The sequence below is a fragment of the Mycolicibacterium iranicum genome (assembly GCF_002101705.1).
GTDB classification, from domain to species: Bacteria; Actinomycetota; Actinomycetes; order Mycobacteriales; family Mycobacteriaceae; genus Mycobacterium; species Mycobacterium iranicum.
The window spans coordinates 11,577-28,512 of the sequence record NZ_LQPC01000037.1; the positions used below are offsets into that span (position 1 = coordinate 11,577).

A 16,936-nucleotide genomic window follows, 5' to 3' on the forward strand; every position below is an offset into this window, starting at 1 on the left:
CATGCGCAGGCCTGCCTTCAAGTTTTTAACCTTCGCCTCCGTGATGAGCCTACTCACTGCGTTCTTGGTGTTGATGTTCGCCGATTACCGTGGCGGAGAAACCAACTCCTACTCGGCCGTGTTCGACGACGTGGCGCGCCTCAGTCCGGGCGACTCGGTCCGCGTCGCCGGTGTCCGGGTCGGCACCGTCGCAGACATCACGTTGCGCCAAGACAAAACTGTCCTGGTGTCGTTCGACGCGGACCGGAAGGTCGTATTGACCGATGGCACGAGGGCTGAAGTCCGCTACCTCAATCTCGTCGGCGATCGCTACCTCGAATTGGTCGATTCACCAGGCTCGACACAGCGCCTGCCGGTCGGCACCCAAATACCTGCCGACCGCACGGCGCCCGCCCTCGACCTCGACCTGCTCCTGGGGGGACTGCGACCGCTCACCCAGGGACTCGACGCCGAAGATGTCAACGTACTCACTTCGTCTCTGCTGCAGGCACTTCAGGGACAGGGTGGTGTGATGGAGTCGCTGCTGTCCAGAACCTCGACGTTCACCTCGACACTTGCCGATCACAGCGACGTGATTCAGCAGGTCATCGAAAATCTTCGCGCCCTTACTGCTGTTCTGGCCAAAGACGGTCGCCAGTTCTCCGAAACGATCGAGCGTCTCGACGCTCTCGTCGCCGGCCTTGCCACCGACCGTGATCCGATCGGCGCCTCGATCGAATCGCTGGAGAAGGGCACGGCGTCGCTGACGGACTTGCTCACCAACGGAAGGCCACCGCTCGCTGACACGGTCGACCAACTGAGTCGCATCTCGGTGCCTCTCGACGCCGACAAAGACAAGATCGACATCGCGCTGCAAAAGGCGCCGGGCAACTTCAAGAAGCTGGTCAGACTCGGCGCCTACGGCAGCTGGATCAATTACTACTTATGTGGGATCACCCTGCGAGTAAGCGATCTGCAAGGGCAGACCGCAGTGTTCCCGTGGGTCAAGAACCAAGGCGCCGGAAGGTGTGCAGATTCCTGATGCTCAAATACAAAGGAAGACAGCTGATCCGAGCCGGTGTCATCGGCGTCGTGGTCGTCGTTCTCGTCATTGTGGTCGGCCTGCAACCGGAAAGGCTGCTGTCCCTCGCCACCGACGTGCGCTATCAGGCCCTCTTTGCCGAGGCGGGTGGCTTGCAGGCCGGCAACGACGTCGTCGTCTCCGGCATGAAAGTCGGTCACGTCACGAGCGTTGCCCTCGACCGGGACCGGGTCAGAGTTCACTTCACCGCTGATGCCACGGTGACTTTCGGTCGCGACTCCACCGCCCACATCCGCACGGGTTCTCTGCTCGGTGAGCGCACCCTGACAGTGGAATCGAACGGGCCGGGCGTGTTGGACCCATCGACAGAAATCCCGCTGACACGCACTTCATCGCCCTACTCCCTCAACGACGCAATCGGGGACCTGTCGACACAGATCGCCGGGACCAACACCGCCGACGTCAACCAGTCCCTGGACGTCCTTGCCCAAACACTTGACCAGATCGCGCCGCAGCTGGGACCCACATTCGAGGGGTTGACACGCGTGTCGCGCATGCTCAACGCGCGCAACGACGACATCGGCCAGCTGCTGGCGAACTCGGCCGAGGTCACACGGGTGCTTTCGGACCGTAGTGCGCAGGTGAACTCCCTGATCCTCAACGCCAACGATTTGATGGCGGTGCTCGTGGATCGACGGGTGGCCATCGCCAACCTTCTGGCGAATACATCCGCAGTGTCACAACAAATCTCCGGACTAGTCGACGACAACGAAGCCGAGCTGGCGCCGATGCTGACCAAACTGAACTCGGTCAACGCCATGCTGCAGAAGAATCGCGACAACATTGCGGCAGCGCTGCCCGGACTCGAGAAGTTTCAGCGTACGCAGGGCGAAACGATCGCCTCCGGCGCGTATTACAACGCGTTCGTCGCCAACCTGATCCCCTCGCAGTTCCTCCAACCCTTCCTCGACTACGCCTTCGGGTTCCGAAGGGGAGTCAACGCCGGCCAGCCACCGGACAACGCCGGTCCCCGCGCAGAGCTTCCCTTCCCAGTCAACGGCATTCCACAACCAGGAGATCTCCCCGATGACGGCAACCCGTAGACGCTTGATGGCCGGTGTCGCAGCCATCTTCGTCGTGCTGATGGTTGCTTCCTCGGCCTTTCTGGTGCGGCAGACGTTCTTCGCACCTTCGACGATCTATGCGTACTTTTCCTCCGCCACAGCTATTTATCCCGGCGATCAAGTTCGAGTCCTCGGGGTCGAGGTGGGCACGATCTCCTCGATCGAGTCGGAGGGAACGCAAGCCAAGATCGCTATGAGCATCGACCGAGGCGTGCCGATACCTGCAGATGCCCGGGCAATCATCGTTGCCCCCAATCTCGTTGCAGCTCGCTACGTTCAGCTGGCACCGGCCTACGACGCAGACGGCCCGACAATGCCCGACGGTGGTGTCATTCCCCAGGACCGCACGGCCATCCCGGTGGAATGGGACGAGGTCAAAGAACAACTGGCGCGGATCTCCGAAGACCTGGGCCCAACCTCGCCCGACGACCGCACCTCGGTCGCTCGCTTCATCGACAGCGCTGCAAATGCGATGGACGGCAACGGTGCCAAACTTCGCGAGACCCTCGCTCAGCTATCCGCGGCGGGCCGAATCTTTGCCGAGGGAAGCGGTGATCTCGTCGATATAGTCACCAATCTGCAGCGCTTCGTCTCGGCGTTGAAGAACAGCAACATTCAGATCGTTCAGTTCCAAAACCGCTTCGCGGCACTTTCCTCCGTCGTCAACGACAGCAGGAGCGACCTCGATACCGCCCTGACGACACTCTCCGGCGCCATCGATGACGCGAGAAGGTTCATTGCGGGGAGCCGCGCTCAGACCAGCGAACAGGTCGAACGCCTCGCCGATCTCACCAAAGTGCTTGTGGAACAGCGAAAGTCGGTTGAGAACATCCTGCACGCAGCGCCCACAGCGCTGGCCAACACCTACAACATGTACAACCCGGACGCCGGTACCTTCGTCGGCTCTTTCGTCTTCCAGAACTTCTCGAATCCTGTCCAATTTCTCTGCTCTGGGATCGGTGCCGTGGAGAATGCCACGGCACCTGAGACCGCACGCTTGTGTGCCGAGTACCTCGGCCCGGCTTTGCGGCTGGCGAACTTCAACTATCTGCCAATCCCGTTCAACCCCCTACTCAGCGCGGTCGCACAACCCCAGAACCTGGTGTACTCGGATCCCCGCCTGGCGCCTGGAGGCGGAGGCACCGCGCCAGGGCCGCCTGACGTTCCCCCTGCTGTATCGGCGTACACGGGCAGCGGGGACGTGCCGCCCCCTCCGGGGTACGGTCCCCCACCCGGTCCTCCCCCTGCCCCGCCGGCGACTGTCGACACCCTCATACTGCCGCACTCTGAACCACAGGGCGCCGCCGAAGTGCCGCTCCCGCCCACCCCCTCGACAGCCCCGGTGGTGCCGACCCCATGAGTTCTATGACTCTCTGTCGCGCTGCAGTCTGCGCGATTGTCGTCAGTGTCTCCGGCGGCTGCGCCTTTCAGGGGCTCAACTCGCTGCCCCTGCCCGGGACGGTAGGTCGAGACGCCGGCGCGGTGACCTACATCGTCGAGATCGCGAATGTCGGTACTCTGGAGCCCAATTCACCCGTTCTCATCTCGGACGTGACAGTCGGCAGTGTCGACAAGCTCGACGTCGACAATTGGCACGCCACAGTGGAAGTGTCGGTCGAGCCCGACGTCGTGGTGCCTGAGAACGCCGTGGCCACCATCGGTCAGACCAGCCTGCTGGGATCGATGCACTTGGCGCTGAACCCGCCCCTTGGCGAGCCGCCCCGCGGTCGCCTGGCCCCCAACGCGACCCTACCGCTGAACAAGTCGTCGACCTTTCCGTCGACTGAGCGCACCCTGTCCTCGCTGTCCACCATTGTCAACGGGGGCGGCCTCGGCCAACTCAGCGACATCATCGACGAATCGAGCGCTGCTCTGTCCGGACGCGAGGAACAGGTCCGCAATCTGCTCACTCGCTTGGACGAGATCGCCGGTGTGCTGGCAGACCAGCGTGAAGATGTCGTTGTCACCCTGGAAGAACTCAACGATCTCAGCGGCACTCTGTCCCAGAGTTCGGACGTCATCGACGCGGCGATTCGTAAGATCCCCGCTGCCCTCGACGTCCTGGTGCGCGAAAGGCCGCGGATCACTGCAGCTTTGGACCGGCTTCGCACCTTCAGCGACACCGCCACCGGAGTGATCAACGATACGCAGGATGACCTGATCCGGAATCTGCAGAATCTGGAACCGGTCCTGCATTCAGTTGCCGATCTCGGGCCGGACCTCGCCACGGTGCTCGCCTACCTGACGACATTCCCTTTCACCCAGAACGTCATCGACCGTGGAATGAAGGGCGACTTCATGAACTTGTTCGTCACGTTGGATCTGACGTACCCCCGCATCAAACGCACATTGGCACTCGGTACCAGATTCGCTGAACCTCATGCCCGGCTGGTGCCCGCTCCAGGCGACCCGTGGTTCGAGAACTACACCTACGATCCACTCGGCAGCACAGTAATCCCGCCGGCCCCGGCAACTTCGCCGACGCCCTCAACGCAACCCGACCCCGGTGCGGAACCTCCGCCGGGGCTCTCGGGCCCGATCCTGCCGATCGCGCCGCCGACTCAATGGCGGTCAGACAATGGTGCAGCACCGCAGGGTCAGATCTTTGCGGGCCCCTACCCGGGCGCACGCTGATGCTAACCCGTCTGGTCCGAGTCCAGCTGGTCCTGTTCTCCATCGCGTCGGTCCTGGGCATAACCGCTATGGTTGTCGGCTATATTCAGGCGCCCACACTCTTGGGAATCGGCCGGTACACGGTGACGATGGAACTTCCCGAGGGCGGTGGCCTCTATCGCTTCAGCAATGTGACGGTGCGTGGCGTGCAAGTCGGCAAGGTGACCGAGCTGGAGCTGACCCCCGGGGGCCCGCGAGCGACGCTTAGTCTGCAGACCTCCCCCAGGGTCCCCGCCGACCTAACCGCCGAGATACGAAGCGTGTCAGCGGTGGGCGAACAGTACGTCGATCTCCGACCGCATACCGACACAGGCCCGTACCTCGGCGAGGGATCGGTCATACGAGCCGTTGACGTCAATGTTCCGCAGAAGGTCGGGCCGATGCTCGACCAGATGAGTGCGCTGCTGGGCAGCATTCCCAAGGAGCGGATTGTCGACCTGCTCGACGAGACCTCCCAGGCTCTCGACGGAGCCGACTTCGACCTCGGGTCACTTGTCGACTCATCCTCCACGCTCAGTCAGGCGTTGAGGGCCAATGGCGAGGCGGCCAGCGCGCTGACCGACGAGAGTGTCCCGCTGCTCGATGCCCAACGGCAGACAACGGATTCCCTGCGTCAATGGGCGAGCAATCTCGCCGGAATCACCCGCCAGATCGACGAGAACGACGCCGCCGTGCAGGACATCCTGGAAGTCGGCCCCGGAGCCGCTGACGAGGCGGCGCGTCTGCTCAGTGATGTCAGACCCACGCTCCCGCTACTGCTGGCCAATCTGACCACCGTCGGTCAGATTGCCGTTACCTACCGGCCGGGCGTCGAGCAATTGCTGGTTCTTTTTCCTCCGTATATCGCCGCGCTGCAAGGCTTTGCACTTCCATGGAACAATCCGACCGGCTGGCCTCTCGGCGACTTCACCGCCACCAGCGGAGATCCGCCCGCCTGCACCGTCGGCTTCTTGCCGGCGTCGCAATGGCGTTCTCCGGCCGACCTGACCGACATCGACACGCCCGACAACCTGTTCTGCAAGCTTCCTCAAGATTCGCCGATCGCCGTCCGCGGAGCCAGGAACACACCCTGTCTCGAAAACCCGGGGAAACGGGCGCCGACCGTCGAAATTTGCCGAAGCGACCAGGCTTATCAGCCACTTGCCCTACGTCAGCATGCCCTCGGGCCGAACCCGATCGACCCAAGCGCCATCGCGCAGGGAATCCCGCCGGACGACCGCATTCTGCCGGGAGACGGTCTCTACGGCCCCATCGAGGGCACACCGCCGCCGCCTGGCGCTGTGACATCTCCCCCGCCTGGCGCTTCGACCTCCACGCCTGGTCCGGTGCCGGCTCCTTCCTCGCCGGGGCCATCGATGCCGTCGGCGCAACCCGCAGCTCCAGCAACGAACGCGATACTGCAAGCCGCAGCGTCAGGCCCGGTGGCCTTTGCGCAATACGATCCGGCATCCGGGCGCTACGTGACACCCGATGGTCAAACTCATGAGCAATCCGACTTGGTGACTGCCGGGTCTCCGAAAACGTGGCGAGATCTGATGCCGAATTAGGTTGACGCTCAGCTGATCTTGTCCAGTCTGAACGGCATCCGGATGACCAGCGGTTGCCCAACGCCGCACGCACCGGCGGGTCCAGCCGTCACGTCTTCCCCAGCCAGGACGGGCGATCCGACCACCCGACGCCCGCCTGGACCGGCCGGTGCGAAGCGAAATAGTTGCCGGCCCGGATATGCAGTTCCGTCTGGGCATGGAATCCAATTCGGGATGTCGCGGCGCACACTCCACATGTTTGCCTTCATGCTGATTTCGGCGTCCCAGCCTTGATCGCTGTGCACGTGGCCGACGCAATTGTCAGGGTCAGAGCAGGACGACACGATCGTCCAAATGCTGCGGACGACCTGTTCGTCGATGTAGACCTCATTGGTTTTGGCCCAGTTGCCCACGGACACAGCGGCATAGGAACCGTTCAGCGCCAACTCGGGATTCACGCCGTGGGCGAGCGGAGCGTTCCATGGCGCTATCAGGCACATGCTGATGACCGTCACCGCCCGGACGCCCCCGCCTGCAGAGAACGGTCGGAGACGGGCATGGAGCCCTCGTGGAGGCCCGGTTACCATGGTGGCAACAGTAGAACAGAATATGCATATTTGTCACAAAATAGCGTGCATCCGTTACGCTGATACGCATGCAGTGGCCGGGCACGACTGTTGCGGTGGTCGTCGCGATGATCAGCGCAGCAATCGTGGCCGGGCCCGCAGGAGAGGCGCAAGCGCAGGACTGCAACGACGCCTTCTGCACCCCGGGGATCAAAGGCGGCGTCACCCTGGGTGCGCCGTGCAGCGACACCCAGTACTACGTCTTCGGCACAACTTCATGGGGTCGATTGGTGTTCTGCGGTTCCCCGCGACGCTACGAACCCCGGTACTTCCGGTCCCTGCCCATGAAGGGCGTCAAAGCGGAGAACTCTCTGTGTCAGGGGCTGGAGAATTCTGTCGCTCAAGGCCTTGACGGCCGCTACCTGTTCTGTCAGGCGCTTGACGGCCAGCCGCTGTGGCGCGCCAAGATCGACTGAGCGACTCACCGTTGGGTGAAGACGGCCATTGAGAAGTCAAAAAAGGGGGGTGGATTCAGTCGTTCGAGGGCCTCCATGTTCCTGATGGCTAGCTGTTCGCGGACGGGGTGCGAGATCGATGACAGGAGAGCCAATGTCTGGAACCGAATCGCCCCACAATGGCACGACAGGCGATCGGGAAAGGCTGAACCAAGACGATCACGACCTTCTCACTTTTGGTGAGGTCGGTGAACGCCTACGCCTTGAGATCAACGCCGCAGCGCACGAGGTTGCTCAACTCGCCGAAACAGGCTCGCCGGCAGAGCTCGAGCGCGCAGAGCTTCGTCTTCGCGATTTACGCGCCGCGGCTCGGCGCAACGCTGCGCAGCCCATCAACGACGCGAACTTTGAAGACTTCTTCGGCTATCCCGGCAAGGTCCATCGAAACCTGCCAGGCCCAGACGCGACAGAATAGATAAACACATAGTCATCATGTGTTTATCTGTCTTCTCTTGTTAAGCTGACGTTCGGCCGCGGCTCACGGACGATTCCAGATTCGAGGAAACCGACATGCCACTGCAAGATGAGCACCAGATCGTCTCGGTCGACGATCACCTTGTGGAGCACCCCAGAGTCTGGTCAGACAGACTTCCCGCCAAGTACCGCGAGTCCGGTCCGCGCATCATCGAACTCGATGGCAAGCACCTCTGGTCCTACGAGGACGTGGTCTACCCGACCATCGGATTGAATGCCGTCGCGGGTAAACCGAAGCAGGACTGGGGGATGGATCCGGTTCGGTACGAGGACATGATCCCCGGCTGCTATGACCCGGCCGCTCGTATCGCCGACATGGACCTCGACGGCACCGAGGCGGCGTTGTGCTTCCCCTCTTTTCCCGGCTTTGCGGGCGGAACCTTCCAACGCGCGCAGGACAAGGAACTCGCCTTGCTGTGCGTGCAGGCGTGGAACGATTTTTACATAGAGGAATGGTGTGCAACGGCCCCCGATCGCTATATTCCGTTGGCACTGCTACCCATCTGGGACATCGACGCGTGTGTGGCCGAGGTCGAACGCACTGTGGCAATGGGAGCGCGGACGGTGTCGTTCCCCGATAGCCCAGTTCCACTTGGGCTTCCGTCGTTTCACTCCGATCACTGGGATCGCCTATGGCAGGTGTGCTCGGAGAGCGGGATCCCGGTCTCTATGCACTTCGGATCCGGTGGTTACGTCCCCGGCTTTTCCTTCTCGTCGATGGCAAAGTACTCGACGCTCGAGGCGGTCAATGGTGAGCGGCCGATGCCCGACTCGCCGTTTGCCGTGGCGATCACCCTCTTTGCGACCAACCTGATGTGGTCCACAGTTGATCTGCTGTTCTCGGGCAAGCTGCAGAAGTTCCCTGATCTGCAATTCTCACTTGCAGAGGGCGGAATCGGCTGGGTGCCCTACATCCTCGAACGCTCGGACTACGTCTGGGAGCGCCACCGCTACTATCAGCTGATCGATTTCGACGCGCGGCCGTCGGAATTGTTTCGCCGGCACTTCTACGGGTGCTTCATCGACGACGAGCACGGGTTAGCGAATCGGTACACGATCGGGGTAGACCGCATCATGATCGAGACCGACTTCCCGCACTCCGATTCGACTTGGCCTAATTCGCGGAAGCGCGCCGCCGAGGTTCTCGCCGATGTGCCCGACGACGAATGCTCGATGATCGTGGAGACGAACGCGCGACGGATGCTCAACTTTCCTCGAACGGTGTCCGCCTAGCGCCACCTCACACCCGGGACACTGCAGCCCCACGCCCCGTTCGGCGGCGTCAAGCAGTCCGGGCTCGGCGCCGAGAACGGCCTGGCCGGCATGATGGAGTACCTCGACACGAAGCGCACGTTCATCGCGTGAGCTGAAATCAGCTGCGGCGCAGCAGCATCATTGTTGTGCCGCTGTTGGCGCCGCCGACGCCACAGGCCGCGAGCGCAGCGTCGGCAACCTGGCGTGCACCTCCGTCACCCCGCACCTGTACACAGGCCTCGTGCAGGTGGCCAAAGCCGTGCAGCCTGCCACCTGACAACTGGCCGCCAGCGGTGTTGATCGGCAGCTCACCGCCCAGCGAAAATCTCGTAGGGTCAGATACCCACTCCCCCGATTCACCGAACTCGCAGAAGCCGAAATCCTCGAGGAAACACAGCACGAAGACGCTGAAGCCGTCGTACATGGAAGCGTAGTCGACATCGTCTGCAGTGAAGTCCGTTCGCTCCCAGATGGTCGACCACCGCGAGTTCAGCCGCGCGATGTCCTGCCCACCCTCCCACAGGAACCGATCGTGGTGCGCACAGTCGAGTGACTCCACGACGATGCCAGGGTGGTCCAGCGCGGCCGCATGCTCGGCACGTGACACGACGAACGCCGTCGCGCCGTCACAGGCAATGTCGCAGTCGTACATGCACAGCGGATCCGACACCATGCGCGCGTTCATGTACTCCGCCATATCGATCGGGTCGGTGTACACCGCCTTCGGATTCAACGCAGCATGTGCACGTTGAACGATCGCGATCTGACCGAGTTGCTGCCTGGTCAGACCGAAACGCTCCATACGCGAGCGGATTTGAAGCGCAGCAAGATTCGCCGCCGACGCTCCGAACGGCAGTTGCCAGCTCAACTGTCCGGTTGCTCGTGAACCGGTCGGCACGCCGTAGCCTCGACGCCGGTCACTGCCCTGCGCGGTGCCCTCCCAGATGCTGCGCCAGCACAGCACGTGGTTGGCCATACCGCCGGCGACGGCGAGCATGGCGTCGACCACCGCACCCAGCTGACCCGGGTACTCCACGCCGCCGGCCACCCAGTCGGGCCGGATACCCAAAGCGTCGTGCAGTTCCCGCAATCCGGCACCGGAGAATCCCCTGCCGGCCATGGAGGCGCCGGGATAGGTTGTCAGCCCATCGATATCAGCGAGCGTGAGACCGGCGTCCTCGACCGCGGCGACACAGGCGTCGACGGTGAGTTGCAGCGGGTCGCGGCCCAGCCGCCGTCCGATGTCCGATTGGCCGATACCGCTGATGATTACGTCGTCGGTGAGGCGACCGGCCATCAACGCTCCGCGGTGAACAGCGGTAGGTACACGTCGTCGTCGATGTCGTCGGAGCCTGCCGCGAACGTCACGCGCACGAGCATGCCGACGTGGATCTGGTCCGGTTCGACATCAACCAGGTTCGTGAGTACTCGGACTCGTGGATCCTCGACGGGGTTCACGAAGGCGATGATGTACGGGGTCGGCATTCCGGGGTAGAAGGGGTGGTGGTTCACTGTCCACGACTCCACGGTGCCGCGACCGGACAACGCCTCCCACTCCGGCGCGGCGTGGTCGAATTGGCAACGCAGCGCGGGTGGATGGATCAACCGCCGGCAGTCAGGACAGCGCTGCAGTCGCCATACGCCATCGGCGCCCGCAGTCCAATACGGTCGATTGGTTGCGGTCAGCGCCGGCAGCGGTCGGCCGCCCGCGCCATCAGACATCGCCCTGATTCTCGTCGTCGACCCCGAAGATGAAACGGTCGGCGATCGCATGCTCGTTGCGGATCGACATCTCCTGCGCGGTGTTCAACCAGAGCCCCTCGAATCCTCGGGAGTGCATTCCGGCGTGAATTGCGTCGATGTTCTTGAGGTCCTGGGTGGGCAGTTCGCCCCAACCGTCGTGGTCCTGCCAGCGCTCCACTTCCAGCCAGCTGGTTTCAGGCACTTCGCCTGGCGCGAAGTGCTCCAGCGAGAACATCTCGAACACACAGCGGTTGGGGTCCTCGGCGTCGGGCAGCATGCGGTATCCCAGCACGCACGACTTTTCCACCAGGATCACCAGGGTCGGGAAGACGTGCCAATCACCGTTTCCCGCGAAGTACTGTTCCATCGACATTTTCGGGAAGTCGACGCCCTCGGCGAGCGCCAGTTCCTCGCACATCTGGTGGTAGAGGACGAACGGTGGTACGTCGCCGGGCTCCAGGGTGGCCAGCTGCTGCGCTGCACGGTAGTCCCGCTCGGTGACCAGCGAACCGACCTCGAGGTAGTTGTACTGCATCGAGTTCGCGAAAACTTCGGGCCGGGCGGCCTGTTGCTTCCTGGCACTGTCGCGATCGCCGCTGTCCGGACGGGCGGTGTACACGAAGCGGGAGTGGTTCCGGTAGGGGATTGTCGGCGTATATGGCGCATAGACGAACTCCTGCGGCGGCGCCGGTTCGGCGGAGGGCCGTGGGCCCTGCGCAGCCCGCAACGTCTGCGGGTGCGTTCCGGGGGTGTGGTAACCCTCGATGAACGCGTCGATGACCGTCTTGTAGTTCGCGGCTAGCCTGGTGCGCTTACGCCACCGGAACCGCATGTCCTGCAACCGGAACGGTTCCAGGGCCGTAGGCAGGGGATCCAGCCATTGCAGCAGCTCCGGCGGATCGTCGGCCATGCTGATGAAAACCCATCCGCCCCATGTGCCCACCGCGACCTCACGCAGCGACCACTGTTCCCTCGGACGGTTCAGGAACTCGTCGCGAGACGGGACGAACGACGACCGGCCGTCGAAGGCGAATCGCCATCCATGGAACGCGCAGCGCAGATCACCGTCGACCGCGCACCCCGCGCCGCGTATCACCTTCATGCCACGGTGCGTGCACGCGTTGTAGAAAGCCTTGATCGTGCGGTCTTTTTGGCGGACCACCATGATGGACTGCCTGCCGATGATGTACTCGTAGTAGCTTCCCGGCTCGGGGATCTCCTCTTCTCGGCAGGCCGGTTGCCACACCTGGGTGAACAGCCGGTCGAGTTCGAGCTGCAGGAACTCGGGATCGATGTAGCGACTCTTCGGCACAAAGGTCTCGCCGCACGCGTAGCGGGGCGGCACCTTTCCGGTTGCCGATTCGATCGGTTCGGCTTTCTCCTCCATGGCGGTCATCTCGCACCCCTTCCGGTGCTTCAGCTGGCGGGTGGCTTGTCAAAGATGTTGGGGTAGAGCACCGCTTCCTTGAAGGACGTCTCTATCTCGGTGAATGCGGTCGGGATGTCCCAGGTTCCCGACGACGAGACGATCTCGCGTTCGACGACCGGGTTGGACATGAGGCTGATGCGTCCGTTTCCTGCGAAGATCACCCGGCGATTGAGCCACTCCGACTGCTCGCTGGCGAGGTACACCACTGGCGGCACGACGTTTTCGGGTGCAAGCCGTTTGTTCTCCGGCGAGTAGTCCATGCTGCCACCGCCTTTGATGCCCTGGGTCATTCGCGTGCCGGCGATGGGGGCGATGGCGTTGGAGCGCACTCCGTAGCCCTTCAGCGCATTCGCGCAGGAGAACGTCAGCCCGACGATTCCCATCTTGGCGGCGGCGTAGTTTGGCTGACTCGGCGCGCCTTGCAGACCCGACATCGACGTGAAGTTGATCAGGCGGTACTGACCACCCCGATTCTCGCGCCACCAGGCGGCTGCGTGCCGCGTCAGGTTGAACGTTCCCTTGAGATGAACGGCCACGACCGTGTCGAAGTCCTGCTCGCTCATCTTGAAGACCATGCCGTCGCGCAGGATGCCCGCAGCGTTCACCATGATGTCGAAGCCACCCAGGGTGGCGGCCGTGCGAGTGATCAAGTCTTCGCAGGCGGCGAAGTCGGTGATGTCGGTCGCATCGGAGAACGCCTTGCCGCCGCGCTCGTTGATGGCGGCGGCAACCGTCTCGGCAGGACCTGCGTCGTGCCCGCTGCCGTCAACGGCGACGCCGGCGTCGGACACCATCACCGTCGCACCTTCGGCCGCGAGACCCTCGGCGACGGCAGCACCGATACCCCGACCCGCACCCGTCACCAGGGCCTTTCGCCCGTCGAGTACACCCATCATCACTCCTCTACCGGTGGCTTCGCCTCAGCATACAGAACACCTACACACTATTTGTATATCTGATTACTACTCGAAGCCCCATTCGGCATAGCGCCGTTCGAGTTCGGCCATCGCCTCGCGGCCGCCGCGCGATGTCCGCTCTTTCATGAAGTTGAACTCACCCTCTCGCCACGACAGGTTGCTGAACACGCTGTGCCCCATCGGGACCCAATCCGCGAACTGTGCCATCCCCACCGCGTTCCAGAACGTGATCAGCGCGTGCTTACCGACCATCAGACCGTCGGCGGAGTGGTGCGCGATCGCGCGCGCGTACCGAAGCGCTTCGTCACGCAACCCGTCGGCGGGCACGATCGACGCGGCGACACCCCACTCCTTGAGCTCGGCCGCGCGCACCTTCCGGCCGGTGATCATGGCCTCGTAACCGCGGTTGGGACCCAGCTTGAGCAAGGCCAGGGGCATCGCCGTGGAGAAGCCGGCGAACCCGATTCGCGCCTGCGGCCGAGCCAGGTACATGTCCTCGGATACGACGAGGATGTCGGCCGCCAGGGCCAGATTCATTCCCGCTCCGAGGGTGGCACCCTGGCAGGCGGCGATGACGGTCTTGGGGAATTCCAGCCAGTTCGTCAGATGCCGGTGGAGCCGGCGGGCGTTGCCCAGCCGCGCCGTCTGCGGGAGCCTTTTGCCCTTGGTCAGCCCCGCCTGTTCGACGGGCAGCCTGCGCACGTCGTCGCCGCTGGAGAAGTCTTTACCCTCGGCGGTGAGGATCACGACCTTGACGTCGTCATCGGCTTCGGCACGATCGAGTCGCTCCTTGAACAGGACGTGCATATCCGGGGAGAGGATCGCGTTCCGGCGATCGGGCCGGTTGATCGTGATCACCGCGATGTGCGGCTCCACCACCTCGTAGCGCACCCAATCCTCGTCGACCTCGAAGTCGTCGCCACTCTGCGGCGTCTCACTCATCCTGCTGGCCTTCCGTCGTACACGGTGCTGTACATCAGAACACTATCCGATCAGTTGTTCATCAAGCTGCTAATGTCTGGCCATGCCTCGCATCGCGATCGTCAAAGAGGTCAACGCACCCGCCGCCACCGTCTGGGCGCTTCTTGCCGACTTCGCCGATGTCAGTTGGATACCGGTCGCAGAGCGTGTCGAGATCGCCGGCGAGGGCATCGGGATGAGCAGATCGATCTACGGCGGCGGCGACGTTCCCGCGGTTGAGACACTGACGCTGCTCGACCACGACGGAATGCGACTCGGCTACTCGATCGCCGACGTTCCCCTCCCGGTCTCTCGGTTCGAGGCGCTCGTCAGCGTTACACCTGCGGAGTCGGGTGCAGCGATCACATTCGACGTGGATTACGACCCCCTCGGCCCGACCGAGGCCGACGCGTCTGCGGCCGCAGGAGCGGTCGAAGCCGTCTACGGGATGATCGCGGGGTGGCTCGCAGACGCCTGCACGGTGCGAGGGCGACCGTGACCGAGCGCGATTTCGGCGTGCCGCTGTCGGCGGCGGACCGCGACTTTCACGATGAGGTCAGGGCCTTCCTCGCAGCGGCGCTGACGCCGGACGTCCGTGCCGTCGGCGGTACCGAGACTGATCGCCTCGATCGAATGCGGTTGTGGCAGAGAAAACTTCATGAGGCCGGGCTCGCCGCCATCTCGTGGCCGACGGAGTTCGGCGGTCGTAGTGCAACGCCGGTGCAGCAGCTGATGTTCAACGCGGAGATGGCGGCCGCCGGCACCCCCGAGCCCATCAACCGCAGCGCCATCAACCAGCTCGGGCCGACGATCATCCAGTGGGGCACCGACGAGCAGCGCGCGTACTACCTACCACGCATTCTGTCCGCCGAGGACGTGTGGTGCCAGGGGTTCAGTGAACCTGGTGCGGGCAGCGATCTGGCCTCTCTCAAGACACAGGCCGTCATCGACGGCGATGAGCTGGTCATCACCGGCCAGAAGGTGTGGACATCGAAGGCGCACTACGCCAACCGAATCTATCTGCTCGCACGCACCGATCCGGATGCCGAACCGCGCAAAGGGATCAGCTACGTGCTCGCCGATCTCGGCACCGAGGGCATCGACGTGCGCCCGATTCGCCAGATCTCGGGCGACGCCGAATTCAGCGAGGTGTTCTTCGACGCCGTACGAGTTCCGATCCGCAACGTGCTGGGACCGCTGCACGACGGCTGGCGAGTCGCCAAATCGACGCTCGGCTACGAACGCGTCGGCCAAAGCCGCACGCACCGAATCGAACGTCGCCTGCGCATTCTCCTCGACATGGCGCGTGGAGGTGACGACCTCAGCGACAACGGATTCGATGACGACTACATCGCCGATCACCTGGTGCGCTTCACCGCCCAGGTGGAGGCGCTGCGGCAGATCGCGGCCCAGGCGACAGCCGCAGGAGTTCGCGGCGTCAGCCCCGGACCTGAGGCATCGATGGCGAAGCTATTGACCTCGGAGGTCGATCAGGCCATGGCCACTTTTGGCCTCGACTTGGCCGGAGCCGCCGGTGTTCTCGAACGCGGTTCACCGTCGGCTGCGAAGAAGGGAAACGTAGCCAAGAGTTACCTGCTGATGCGCGCCGCGACGTTCGGAGCCGGCACGTCCGAGATCCAGCGCAACGTGGTCGCCGAAAGACTGTTGGGGCTGCCTCGTGACCCGTGAAGTCGAACCGTCGCTGCACGACATCGCTGATGCCGCAGTAGAACTCGCCGAACTGCGCAACACCGCAGACGACATCCTTACCCGGATGTGGTCGCCGAGCCACACTCGCGCGCTGCTCGATTTGCCGGGCCCGGCCTTCGACGACGACCTGTGGAAGGCGGTCGTCGAACTGGGTTGGGCAGACGTCCTGGTCGACGAATCTCGGGGTGGCGGCGGGGGCGGCTTGCGCGAACTGTGCGTCCTCGCGGAGGCCTCCGGAGCGGCTGCGCTTCCCGTGCCACTGGCGGATTCCGCGGCGGCGAACTGGTGCGAGGAACGGTGTACGAGTGGTGTCGCCGTCATCCTCGGCGATGCCGAAGCCGTGCTCAGCGGCGACGAGGTGACCGGCCGGTGGTCTCTCGTCTCCTTCGCGGGCGTGGCGGACAGACTGCTGGTGATCGCCCGACGCGGTGTTGAGTCCGTACTCGGGGTCGTCGACGCCAAGGGTCCCGGCGTGCGCACAGAACCCGAGCGACCACTCGATCACAGCCCTACGGCAACCGTCACGCTGGACGGGGCGCCGTTACGCCCTTTGGCGTCCGGCACTGATGCGGTCCGCCGCCATCACGACGCGATGAGCAGAGCGCGTCTTGCGACCGTGGCGGAGTTGATCGGAATCGCGTCCGCGGCCAACGATGCTGCGGTCGAATACGCCAAGATGCGCGTCACATTCGGACAACCGATCGGAGCACGGCAGGCCATCAAGCACCGCCTCGTTGACCAACGCTGTGCGATCGAGGTTGCTCGCGCTTTGGTGAACCGAGCCGCCGACGCATGCGAACTGGAACATCCCGACCGCGATGCCCTGGTGTCACTTGCCGCGTTCTGGGCCATCGATTCGTTACGTCGCGTACCTGAAGGGGCCACTCAAGTTTTCGGCGGAATCGCCTACACCTGGGAGCACGATGCCCACGTGCATCTTCGCCGCGCAGCGACCAGAGTGGCGACGCTCGGTTCGCGCGCCCAGCACCGGGCCGTCGTCACGGAGTGGATTCGCACGCGTTGA

At 63.6% G+C, this 16,936-nt stretch carries 18 protein-coding genes; 12 read left to right on the forward strand and 6 right to left on the reverse strand.

Annotated features, from left to right (window positions below; genetic code table 11):
* The first annotated feature begins 1 nt into the window (after position 1).
* The 5 genes from AWC12_RS18430 to AWC12_RS18450 are packed head-to-tail and all read left to right on the forward strand — an operon-like array spanning position 2 to position 6,365.
* Complete coding sequence (locus AWC12_RS18430) at positions 2 to 1,021, forward strand: MCE family protein (protein WP_085176105.1); 1,020 nt, start codon at positions 2 to 4, stop codon at positions 1,019 to 1,021.
* Positions 1,021 to 2,124, forward strand: coding sequence for an MCE family protein (locus AWC12_RS18435; protein WP_085176106.1), 1,104 nt, complete (start codon positions 1,021 to 1,023; stop codon positions 2,122 to 2,124). The genes AWC12_RS18430 and AWC12_RS18435 overlap by 1 nt, the downstream gene beginning before the upstream one ends.
* Positions 2,108 to 3,505, forward strand: a complete 1,398-nt coding sequence (locus AWC12_RS18440) for an MCE family protein (RefSeq protein ID WP_085176109.1) — start codon at positions 2,108 to 2,110, stop codon at positions 3,503 to 3,505. Before AWC12_RS18435 ends, AWC12_RS18440 begins: the two co-directional genes overlap by 17 nt.
* Positions 3,502 to 4,779, forward strand: coding sequence for an MCE family protein (locus AWC12_RS18445; RefSeq protein WP_085176111.1), 1,278 nt, complete (start codon positions 3,502 to 3,504; stop codon positions 4,777 to 4,779). Before AWC12_RS18440 ends, AWC12_RS18445 begins: the two co-directional genes overlap by 4 nt.
* Positions 4,779 to 6,365, forward strand: coding sequence for an MCE family protein (locus AWC12_RS18450; protein ID WP_085176113.1), 1,587 nt, complete (start codon positions 4,779 to 4,781; stop codon positions 6,363 to 6,365). The genes AWC12_RS18445 and AWC12_RS18450 overlap by 1 nt, the downstream gene beginning before the upstream one ends.
* Positions 6,366 to 6,373: 8 nt before the next feature.
* Here AWC12_RS18450 and AWC12_RS18455 read toward each other — a convergent pair whose 3' ends face one another.
* Positions 6,374 to 6,859 carry an Rv2253/PknI dimerization domain-containing protein gene (locus AWC12_RS18455; protein ID WP_234814078.1) on the reverse strand — a complete coding sequence of 162 codons (486 nt, stop codon included), beginning with the start codon at positions 6,857 to 6,859 and terminating at the stop codon, positions 6,374 to 6,376.
* 140 nt (positions 6,860 to 6,999) lie between these two features.
* Between AWC12_RS18455 and AWC12_RS18460 the strand changes: the two genes are divergently transcribed.
* From AWC12_RS18460 to AWC12_RS30645, 4 genes are all read left to right on the forward strand, one after another.
* Positions 7,000 to 7,386: a hypothetical protein gene (locus AWC12_RS18460; protein ID WP_085176115.1), complete on the forward strand. Its 387-nt coding sequence runs from the start codon at positions 7,000 to 7,002 to the stop codon at positions 7,384 to 7,386.
* Positions 7,387 to 7,519: 133 nt separating this feature from the next.
* On the forward strand, positions 7,520 to 7,840 hold the full coding sequence (locus AWC12_RS18465) for an acyl-CoA synthetase (protein ID WP_085176117.1): 321 nt from the start codon (positions 7,520 to 7,522) through the stop codon (positions 7,838 to 7,840).
* Positions 7,841 to 7,935: 95 nt separating this feature from the next.
* Entirely contained in the window at positions 7,936 to 9,132 is a 1,197-nt protein-coding gene (locus AWC12_RS18470; protein WP_085176119.1) for an amidohydrolase family protein, read from the forward strand.
* A gap of 21 nt (positions 9,133 to 9,153) precedes the next feature.
* Positions 9,154 to 9,264, forward strand: a complete 111-nt coding sequence (locus AWC12_RS30645) for an aldehyde dehydrogenase family protein (RefSeq protein WP_110808686.1) — start codon at positions 9,154 to 9,156, stop codon at positions 9,262 to 9,264.
* Between the two features lie 7 nt (positions 9,265 to 9,271).
* On the opposite strand, the gene AWC12_RS18475 is transcribed toward AWC12_RS30645, so the two are convergent.
* The 5 genes from AWC12_RS18475 to AWC12_RS18495 form a co-directional block, all read right to left on the reverse strand.
* Positions 9,272 to 10,450 (reverse strand): thiolase family protein, encoded by a 1,179-nt coding sequence (locus AWC12_RS18475; RefSeq protein WP_085176121.1) that lies wholly within the window; start codon positions 10,448 to 10,450, stop codon positions 9,272 to 9,274.
* On the reverse strand, positions 10,450 to 10,875 hold the full coding sequence (locus AWC12_RS18480) for a Zn-ribbon domain-containing OB-fold protein (protein WP_085176122.1): 426 nt from the start codon (positions 10,873 to 10,875) through the stop codon (positions 10,450 to 10,452). Before AWC12_RS18480 ends, AWC12_RS18475 begins: the two co-directional genes overlap by 1 nt.
* Entirely contained in the window at positions 10,868 to 12,292 is a 1,425-nt protein-coding gene (locus AWC12_RS18485; RefSeq protein ID WP_085176124.1) for an aromatic ring-hydroxylating oxygenase subunit alpha, read from the reverse strand. Before AWC12_RS18485 ends, AWC12_RS18480 begins: the two co-directional genes overlap by 8 nt.
* Positions 12,293 to 12,312: 20 nt before the next feature.
* Entirely contained in the window at positions 12,313 to 13,218 is a 906-nt protein-coding gene (locus AWC12_RS18490) for an SDR family NAD(P)-dependent oxidoreductase (RefSeq protein WP_085176126.1), read from the reverse strand.
* A gap of 69 nt (positions 13,219 to 13,287) precedes the next feature.
* Positions 13,288 to 14,184, reverse strand: a complete 897-nt coding sequence (locus tag AWC12_RS18495) for an enoyl-CoA hydratase/isomerase family protein (RefSeq protein ID WP_085176128.1) — start codon at positions 14,182 to 14,184, stop codon at positions 13,288 to 13,290.
* A gap of 82 nt (positions 14,185 to 14,266) precedes the next feature.
* On the opposite strand from AWC12_RS18495, the gene AWC12_RS18500 reads away from it, so the two are divergent.
* From AWC12_RS18500 to AWC12_RS18510, 3 genes are read left to right on the forward strand one after another with little or no spacing between them, the layout of a single operon-like run.
* Positions 14,267 to 14,701 (forward strand): SRPBCC family protein, encoded by a 435-nt coding sequence (locus AWC12_RS18500; protein ID WP_085176130.1) that lies wholly within the window; start codon positions 14,267 to 14,269, stop codon positions 14,699 to 14,701.
* Positions 14,662 to 15,891, forward strand: coding sequence for an acyl-CoA dehydrogenase family protein (locus AWC12_RS18505; protein ID WP_234814079.1), 1,230 nt, complete (start codon positions 14,662 to 14,664; stop codon positions 15,889 to 15,891). Before AWC12_RS18500 ends, AWC12_RS18505 begins: the two co-directional genes overlap by 40 nt.
* Positions 15,881 to 16,936, forward strand: a complete 1,056-nt coding sequence (locus AWC12_RS18510; RefSeq protein WP_085176132.1) for an acyl-CoA dehydrogenase family protein — start codon at positions 15,881 to 15,883, stop codon at positions 16,934 to 16,936. Before AWC12_RS18505 ends, AWC12_RS18510 begins: the two co-directional genes overlap by 11 nt.

Excerpts from the sequence above, each read along its gene's own strand:
- AWC12_RS18430 (WP_085176105.1), top strand. The coding sequence starts at position 2 with ATGCGCAGGCCTGCCTTCAAGTTTTTAACCTTCGCCTCCGTGATGAGC.
- AWC12_RS18435 (WP_085176106.1), top strand. The coding sequence starts at position 1,021 with ATGCTCAAATACAAAGGAAGACAGCTGATCCGAGCCGGTGTCATCGGC.
- AWC12_RS18440 (WP_085176109.1), top strand. The coding sequence starts at position 2,108 with ATGACGGCAACCCGTAGACGCTTGATGGCCGGTGTCGCAGCCATCTTC.
- AWC12_RS18445 (WP_085176111.1), top strand. The coding sequence starts at position 3,502 with ATGAGTTCTATGACTCTCTGTCGCGCTGCAGTCTGCGCGATTGTCGTC.
- AWC12_RS18450 (WP_085176113.1), top strand. The coding sequence starts at position 4,779 with ATGCTAACCCGTCTGGTCCGAGTCCAGCTGGTCCTGTTCTCCATCGCG.
- AWC12_RS18460 (WP_085176115.1), top strand. The coding sequence starts at position 7,000 with ATGCAGTGGCCGGGCACGACTGTTGCGGTGGTCGTCGCGATGATCAGC.
- AWC12_RS18465 (WP_085176117.1), top strand. The coding sequence starts at position 7,520 with ATGTCTGGAACCGAATCGCCCCACAATGGCACGACAGGCGATCGGGAA.
- AWC12_RS18470 (WP_085176119.1), top strand. The coding sequence starts at position 7,936 with ATGCCACTGCAAGATGAGCACCAGATCGTCTCGGTCGACGATCACCTT.
- AWC12_RS18475 (WP_085176121.1), bottom strand. The coding sequence starts at position 10,450 with ATGGCCGGTCGCCTCACCGACGACGTAATCATCAGCGGTATCGGCCAA.
- AWC12_RS18480 (WP_085176122.1), bottom strand. The coding sequence starts at position 10,875 with ATGTCTGATGGCGCGGGCGGCCGACCGCTGCCGGCGCTGACCGCAACC.
- AWC12_RS18485 (WP_085176124.1), bottom strand. The coding sequence starts at position 12,292 with ATGACCGCCATGGAGGAGAAAGCCGAACCGATCGAATCGGCAACCGGA.
- AWC12_RS18490 (WP_085176126.1), bottom strand. The coding sequence starts at position 13,218 with ATGGGTGTACTCGACGGGCGAAAGGCCCTGGTGACGGGTGCGGGTCGG.
- AWC12_RS18495 (WP_085176128.1), bottom strand. The coding sequence starts at position 14,184 with ATGAGTGAGACGCCGCAGAGTGGCGACGACTTCGAGGTCGACGAGGAT.
- AWC12_RS18500 (WP_085176130.1), top strand. The coding sequence starts at position 14,267 with ATGCCTCGCATCGCGATCGTCAAAGAGGTCAACGCACCCGCCGCCACC.